Below are 6,225 nucleotides of genomic sequence, written 5' to 3' on the forward strand. Positions count from 1 at the left end.
GCACCTGGTGGTGCAGCCCCTCTCTCGTGCAGCTCGTCGACGCGCGCTCAGCGGTCCAGTCCGGTGCGCTGCACCTGGGCGCCGCGGCCGCGCGTCTTGCGCGCCTTGGCCGCCTTAGTCTTGCCGGCAGCGACGGCGGCCGTGGCCGGCTTCGCCTGGCTCACGTCGGCGCGCATCCGGGTCGCCACCGTCTCCTGAGCGATGCCGCGGCCTTCCAGCTCCTCCGCCGTCGACGAGCGCCGCTCGGCGCTGTCGTACAGGCTCTTGCCGTCCTCGCGGGAGCGGTCCGCGATCGCGTCGCGCTGCTCGGCTTCCGCCTGTGCGCGGTCGCGTTCGGCCGGGTCGGGCTCGTACTCGGCCGCGGCGCGCGCCTCGTCCGCTCGACGGTCCTCCTGGTCCGCGAACGCCAGCAGGCGCAGCGCCTCAGCTTCCTCGGCCGCGGCCCGTGTGCGCTCGGCGTCGGCGGCCGCGCGGTCGCGTTCCGCGCGCTCGGCCTGTAGCCGGATGAGCTGGCGCACCTCGTCGGCGTCGGCGCCCGTGTCGCGGGTGTCGATCCCGTACCGATCGCGCAGCTCGGCGCTCATGCGCTGCTCGGCGCGGGCAAGCTCCTGGTCCTCGGACTGCCACGCGCGGGCCACCTGGTAGGTGTGCCCGATCTGCTCCGGGGTGGAGTTCTCCCACCACTCGGCCCGGTCGACGTGGGCGACCTCGGCGCGCGCTGCCTGCCGCTCTGCGTCGAGGCGCGATCGCAGTTCGCGGGCCTCCTGCTCGCTTGCCGCGGTGGCGCGGCGTAGGGCCTGCTCTCGCAGGTTCGCGATCGCCTGGCCGACCTGTGCGGCCGCGGTGACCGCAACTCGTACCTGGCCCTCGAACGCTTCGGCGATTCCGTCTGTCTCCTCGGCCATGATCGGCCCCCTCTCCTATCGCTCCGGGCCGCGGTCTGCGCCCGGTCCTGTCGTCTCTCGTGGTCGTGCCGGCTCGATGTGGTTCGGGACGGGAGAACCCGCCTCGGTGACCGGGAGGGCCTGCCCGGCGCGCAGCCGGTCGAGCATGGCCTGAGCTTCCGGGTCGAGCGTCGTCGTCCGCTCTGCGGTCGCGACTGCGCCAGCCGGCGCCGACGTCGGCAGCGCGTCCCTGACGCGCGTGAGACGGGCGCGGACGTCCTCAGCGAGGAGTCGAGCCTGTCGGGCCTGTCCCGCGGCTACGGAGGCCTCGTAGACGGCTTGCGTGAGCCGGAGGAGCTGGCGGATCATCGCGGCCTGTGCGACGGTTCCTTGTCCGCCGCGCATGGCGCTGGCCAGCAGCATCGCCGCCCCGGAGATAGCGACCGTGCCGGCCTTCTCTGGCCGCACGGTGCGCCCGTAGGTCTGCGCCGATCGCGACAACGCTTCGGACGCCGCGGCGAGGTCGCCGGGCGTCTCCTCGGTCGCGTTGGACCATGCGGCGAACGCACCCGCGGTCTGCCGTGCAACGGTCGCCCACGTGTCCCTGTCGTCGACCGGAACCGACCGCATCCGGTCGACGAGCTCGCGCAGCTCGTCGTTGCGGCGCGACCACAGCTCCGGGTCCGGTTCCTGTGCCTCGGCGCCGGGCGCGACGACCCGCCGGCCCCGCTTCGCCGCAGCCCATTCGGCGGCCGCGTCGGTGGCTCCGGTCGGGGTGTCGGGCCACCCGTCGCGCAGCCGCGGCAACGTCAGGTCGCGGCCCAGGTGACCACCGCCGTACCAGATAGGACGTTCGCCGGCTTCGGGTCGCTCGGCCACCGAGTAGCCGGTGATGACGTCCGTACGACCGTCCGCGAAGCGGGGCCGGACGAGGAGCCCGGCTCGACGCATCCGGCGCACGAACTCCGCCTCGTCGCCGGATGCCGTGGCGCAGCCGCGGACCTTCAACGCGAGGAGGTAGCGGGGCTGATCGGCGCGCATCTCGGACGCGATGCGGGCCTGGCGGTCGTTGCCGTCCAGCAGCTCCCATGCCGGCGTCGTCGACGGTTGGTCGGCGCGTGCGCGCTCGTACTTCGCTCGTGCTCGGCCGCGGGCCTGGGCCTCGCGCTCGGCGGGGTCGTAGCCGCGGGTCGAGCGATCGGCCTTCGACGACTCCAACTCCTCCAAGCCGTACTTCACTTCGAGGGCGCGGGCCGCGACCTGGGCGCGGTGGAAGTCGTTGTGAATCGACGCCTTCGTGCCGTCCTCGCGCACGAGGTTGACGGCGATGTGCACGTGGTCGTTGCCGTTGGTCGAGACACCGTGCCGTACGGCGACCCAACGGCACGGGGCCTTCGTTCCGTCGTTGTCGTCGAACTCCATCGCCTTGATGAAGTCGTCCGCGATCGCCTTCCACTGCTCGTCGGTGAGCTGGCCTTCGTCGGCGCGCAGCGACAGTGAGCAGTGCCACACGTGCCCGCCCTTGACCTCGACGCCGTAGGCCGTCCTCGGTCGGTCAAGGTGGCGCGCGATCGACAGCGCGGCATCCCGTCCCAACTCCGCGTCGTCGTGCCACGCGAGCAACGCCGGGTCGCCTGCGACAAGGTGCGGCTCAGTGTGCTCATTGGACCGTCCCGGACCCGTCAGGTACGTCAGCAGACCGGACATACGATCGCCGCGAACGACGTTCGGCATCATGACGCCGACAGCCTGTCAATCGCCTCGTCCAGCCGCTCCGCAACACGACGCACCGCTGCGAGAGTAGCCGGCAGCTCCGCGGGCAACTCCCCCGTCGCGTTCGTCGCCTTCGCCATCTGGTTCACGTTGTTGGAGATGGCCGCCAGCAGCCGATGGACGGTGAACATCTCCGCCATCGCCTGACGGCGCTCGGTCGGCGTCTCGGCACGCTCGGACGACAGCGCCGCCTCGACCATCAGTCGCGGCACCGTGACGTGCTGAGCGGCCGCAATCCGCGCTAGCTCGCCGCCCTCCTCCGGCGTCACGCCCACCTTGTGGAAGTGCAGCCGACCGCCCGTCGCGTTCGCGCGGCGACGTCGAGTGAACGCGCGAGCCTTCGGCGTCTGCTCATCCATCGGATCACCGCCTCTCCCGGCCCAGCGCAGCGACCCCGCACACTGCGGGGACCACACGTCCAGTGTGCCGCATCCGCGACCGCCTGTCGAGGATCAAGCCCAGTTAGGTAACCTAACTGTATAGCTTGCTCCGTCCTGGACTCCGATCAGATGCGCTCGCGTCGACAGACGAGAGTGCCCGCGGCTCCGCCGCGGCTGTCTCTTCCGATGCCGCAGGCATCGACGGGAGCCGAGCGGATTCGTACGATAGGAGCATGGCTACGACACTGACACCAGAGGAAGCAATCGAGCGCGCGAAGCGGCTCCAAGAGGATCGGATCAACGCTGTGCGCGCGGTCGCGGAAGCGCGACAGCGACTGGTCGATGTGCAGGAGGAGACGGCTCGCGAGCTGGCCGATCTGCAAGCGCGGATCGCGGAGCGCGTCGCGGACGCCGAGCGCGACGACGTGCGCGCCTACAACGCCGCGCAGAGCGCCGGGTGGAGCGCGGACGAGCTACGCAAGATCGGCCTGCCCGAGCCCGAGAAGAAGGCGCGTGTGAGACGGCGCGCAGCGCGCAAGCCGGCCGCGTCGCGGACGACGCCTGAGCCTGCCGAGACGTCGGCCGACGAGGGCACCGCGGCCGGCTGATTCGTTCTTCCCACAGGCCCCGCTACCGGCTCCCGGTGCGGGGCCTGTGGCGTTCCCCCGCGTTGCGGGGTTGCACTCCGCTCCGTGCGCGTCAAGGGCGCTTCGCGTCCCTACGGGAGAGCCCTGCGGGCTCCCCTTGACCCGCCCTCCACTGCGTGCAAGGCGGCAAGTGTTCCGCCGAAAGCAGGCAGCTCGGCGCAGGCGCCGAACTTCCCACTTTCGGACGGACACACACCAAAGGAGAGGACGTCACGATGAGTACTCCGGTTGCCTTCACGACGATCACGACCACGCTCCCGTCGAGGGACGAGGACCGGCCGCGACTGTTTCGCAACGTGGCCCAATCGGGATCGGCAGCTCGCGGACTACGGTCGAGCCGGCTACCACCTGGCGAACACGGTCACGGTCACCGGGGACGCCGACTGATGGCCGGCCAGCAGCAGAGCGCGACGGACGTCGAGGGCGTCGACGGCTACCTGGTGCCGGTCGACCCCGCCGAGGAGACGGGGTGCGACTCGTGCCAGTGAACGGCCCCCGCAAGCGACCCAAGATGCTCACACCCGGCGAGCTGGCCGCGCAGCTCGGCGTCGACGTGCGCGACCTCAAACGACTCCGAGACGAGGGCCGCGGCCCTGCCTACATCACCCTCACGCCGCGCACGATCCGCTACCTCAGCTCCGAGGTCGCGGACTGGCTCAGCGACGACACGGCCGACTAGGACGCGGCGGCAGGCTGGCTCTCATCGTGCTTCGCGAGAGCCCGTGCAACGGAGGACTTGCCGACGCCGAGGAGGCGCCCAATCTCCTCGTAGCTGTAGCCCTGCTCGCGGAGGTCGGCCGCGGCCGCCGTGCGTTCCGGTGTCATCACCGAGGGTCGGCCTCCCACGCGTCCCTCGGCGCGTGCATGGGCCAGGCCCCGCACGGTGTTCTCCCGGATCGTGTCGACGCGGAGCTGGGCGAACACGGCGACGATCCCGAACAGGGCACGGCCCATCGGGGTCGTCGTGTCGATATCCGGCTCGGTGAGGCTCTTGATGTTCACGCCCCGCTCGTGCAGGTCGGTGATCGTCTCGATGGCCATCTTCTCGCTGCCGGCGAGACGGTCGAGCCGGCGCACCATGAGCGTGTCGCCGGGGCGCAGGTAGTCCAGGCACGCGAGCCACTGCGGCCGGTCCTTGACGCGGCTGGACTCGCCGTGGTCGACGAACACGCGGCCGGCGCCGGCCGCGCGCAGCTCGGCCTCCTGAGCTGCCGGGTTCTGGTCATGACGAGACACCCGTGCATAGCCGACGACGTTGCTCATCGGCCCTCCCCGAGGTCGTTGCCGTACCGAGCGCCCGGCGTGTAGGGCGCACTCCCCCGGCCCTGGATGCCGCCGGCAGGCGGCGTGCTCCGTGTCGCGTCCGTGGCGGCCTGCGGGTAGCTCGCGCGCAGCGCCGAGCGGCCGCGTGTCGGGTCGTCGAGCCCGCCCGTCTGCCCCTGCCGGCGGTCGACGGTGATCGCGTCGAACACAGGCACGAGCGACCGCGGATCGGGAGCGTACGAGTACAGGTCCGGCCCGCTGAGCGCCGATCCCTGGTTCCACACTTCCGGCGTGACGCGGGCGTAGTCGAACGCGAAGCGGCTCTGCTCCGCGACGTGCTGCATGAACAGCTTCGACGTGCGCCCGTTGCCCTCCCGGAACGGGTGGGCCTGGTTCACGTAGGCGAACACCGTCGAGCTGTGAGCGATGAAGTCGCCTCGGTCGAGGCGGCGCCAGTCGGTCGAGGAGACGAGCTGGTGCACGTCCGACAGGTAGCGGTCGACCTCGCCCGTCTTGACGTCACCGAAGCCTCGGCCGACGCCCTTCGACATGTTGACCGTGCGGTACTCCCCCGCCCAGGCGTAGACGTCCTGGAACAGGTGGCGGTGGATCGCTCGTAGGTGGGAGCCGTCGTAGGTCTTGGCGATCGCCACGGCGCCACCCTCGATCTGTTGCGCGCGCACGTTCGTTCGCACGTACTCTCGTCGTGCCAGCTCGGCGGGATGCCGCTCGTCGAGAAGGTTGCGCAGCGTGCCGTTGCCGGTCAGCGGGTCGATCGTCTCCGGGTAGAAATACGACTCCCAGGTGTCGAACCGATCCACCACGTCAGCGTGCGGCGACGGCGCCGACCGTGCGCAGCGCGGTCGCGTCGGCTCGACGGATGTACTCGTCGAAATCAATCGCACCGCGCGCGTAGTCGGTCAGGTTCTCCACGTCCTCGCGGGTGGGGTTGAAGCCCTCGTGCCAGCCGGCGGCGAGGGACTGACGGACGGAGTTGCGCTGCACGTCGTCGAGCTGCACGAACAGCTCGGGCCAACGGTCCTCGACGTCGAACGTCTGCATGGTGGGCTCCCCTCTCGCGGGCTCTCGATCTATTCTACCGTGTATCCCGAAAACGGTCTAGATGCGGTTTCGGTCTGAACGGGTTTCGGGGCTCTTCGGACATTCGGTGGGGGTCATGGGGTGAGTCCGCCGGCGGCGAGGAGCATGCGGAGCCGGTAGTTGTCGCGGTTGCGGAAGCCGCGGGCGAGGCGGCGGTGCAGCTCGATGATCCCGTTC

General features: G+C 70.7%; 9 protein-coding genes. 3 read left to right on the top strand and 6 right to left on the bottom strand.

The window, feature by feature from the left end:
- Nucleotides 1-47: 47 nt before the first annotated feature.
- Genes RR49_RS02005 through RR49_RS02015 form a run of 3 tightly spaced genes read right to left on the bottom strand, consistent with a single transcriptional unit; the run spans nt 48 to nt 3,016 of the window.
- Nucleotides 48-905, bottom strand: coding sequence for a hypothetical protein (locus tag RR49_RS02005; RefSeq protein ID WP_045246235.1), 858 nt, complete (start codon nt 903-905; stop codon nt 48-50).
- Nucleotides 906-920: 15 nt separating this feature from the next.
- Nucleotides 921-2,621 (bottom strand): relaxase/mobilization nuclease domain-containing protein, encoded by a 1,701-nt coding sequence (locus tag RR49_RS02010; protein WP_045246237.1) that lies wholly within the window; start codon nt 2,619-2,621, stop codon nt 921-923.
- Nucleotides 2,618-3,016 (bottom strand): MobC family plasmid mobilization relaxosome protein, encoded by a 399-nt coding sequence (locus tag RR49_RS02015; RefSeq protein WP_045246238.1) that lies wholly within the window; start codon nt 3,014-3,016, stop codon nt 2,618-2,620. Before RR49_RS02015 ends, RR49_RS02010 begins: the two co-directional genes overlap by 4 nt.
- 254 nt (nt 3,017-3,270) lie before the next feature.
- On the opposite strand from RR49_RS02015, the gene RR49_RS02020 reads away from it, so the two are divergent.
- From RR49_RS02020 to RR49_RS02025, 3 genes are all read left to right on the top strand, one after another.
- Nucleotides 3,271-3,645, top strand: coding sequence for a hypothetical protein (locus RR49_RS02020; RefSeq protein WP_045246239.1), 375 nt, complete (start codon nt 3,271-3,273; stop codon nt 3,643-3,645).
- Between the two features lie 425 nt (nt 3,646-4,070).
- Complete coding sequence (locus RR49_RS15580) at nt 4,071-4,172, top strand: hypothetical protein (RefSeq protein ID WP_048809416.1); 102 nt, start codon at nt 4,071-4,073, stop codon at nt 4,170-4,172.
- Nucleotides 4,154-4,363, top strand: coding sequence for a helix-turn-helix transcriptional regulator (locus tag RR49_RS02025; protein ID WP_048809417.1), 210 nt, complete (start codon nt 4,154-4,156; stop codon nt 4,361-4,363). The genes RR49_RS15580 and RR49_RS02025 overlap by 19 nt, the downstream gene beginning before the upstream one ends.
- Here RR49_RS02025 and RR49_RS02030 read toward each other — a convergent pair.
- Genes RR49_RS02030 through RR49_RS02040 form a run of 3 tightly spaced genes read right to left on the bottom strand, consistent with a single transcriptional unit; the run spans nt 4,360 to nt 6,009 of the window.
- On the bottom strand, nt 4,360-4,947 hold the full coding sequence (locus RR49_RS02030) for a recombinase family protein (RefSeq protein WP_045246242.1): 588 nt from the start codon (nt 4,945-4,947) through the stop codon (nt 4,360-4,362). The two genes, RR49_RS02025 and RR49_RS02030, sit on opposite strands and share 4 nt — an antisense overlap.
- Complete coding sequence (locus RR49_RS02035; protein ID WP_045246259.1) at nt 4,944-5,768, bottom strand: Fic/DOC family protein; 825 nt, start codon at nt 5,766-5,768, stop codon at nt 4,944-4,946. The genes RR49_RS02030 and RR49_RS02035 overlap by 4 nt, the downstream gene beginning before the upstream one ends.
- A 4-nt stretch (nt 5,769-5,772) precedes the next feature.
- Nucleotides 5,773-6,009 (bottom strand): antitoxin VbhA family protein, encoded by a 237-nt coding sequence (locus RR49_RS02040; protein WP_045246244.1) that lies wholly within the window; start codon nt 6,007-6,009, stop codon nt 5,773-5,775.
- Between the last annotated feature and the right edge of the window lie 216 nt (nt 6,010-6,225).

The sequence above is a fragment of the Microbacterium ginsengisoli genome (assembly GCF_000956535.1).
In the GTDB taxonomy this organism is placed as follows: Bacteria; Actinomycetota; Actinomycetes; order Actinomycetales; family Microbacteriaceae; genus Microbacterium; species Microbacterium ginsengisoli.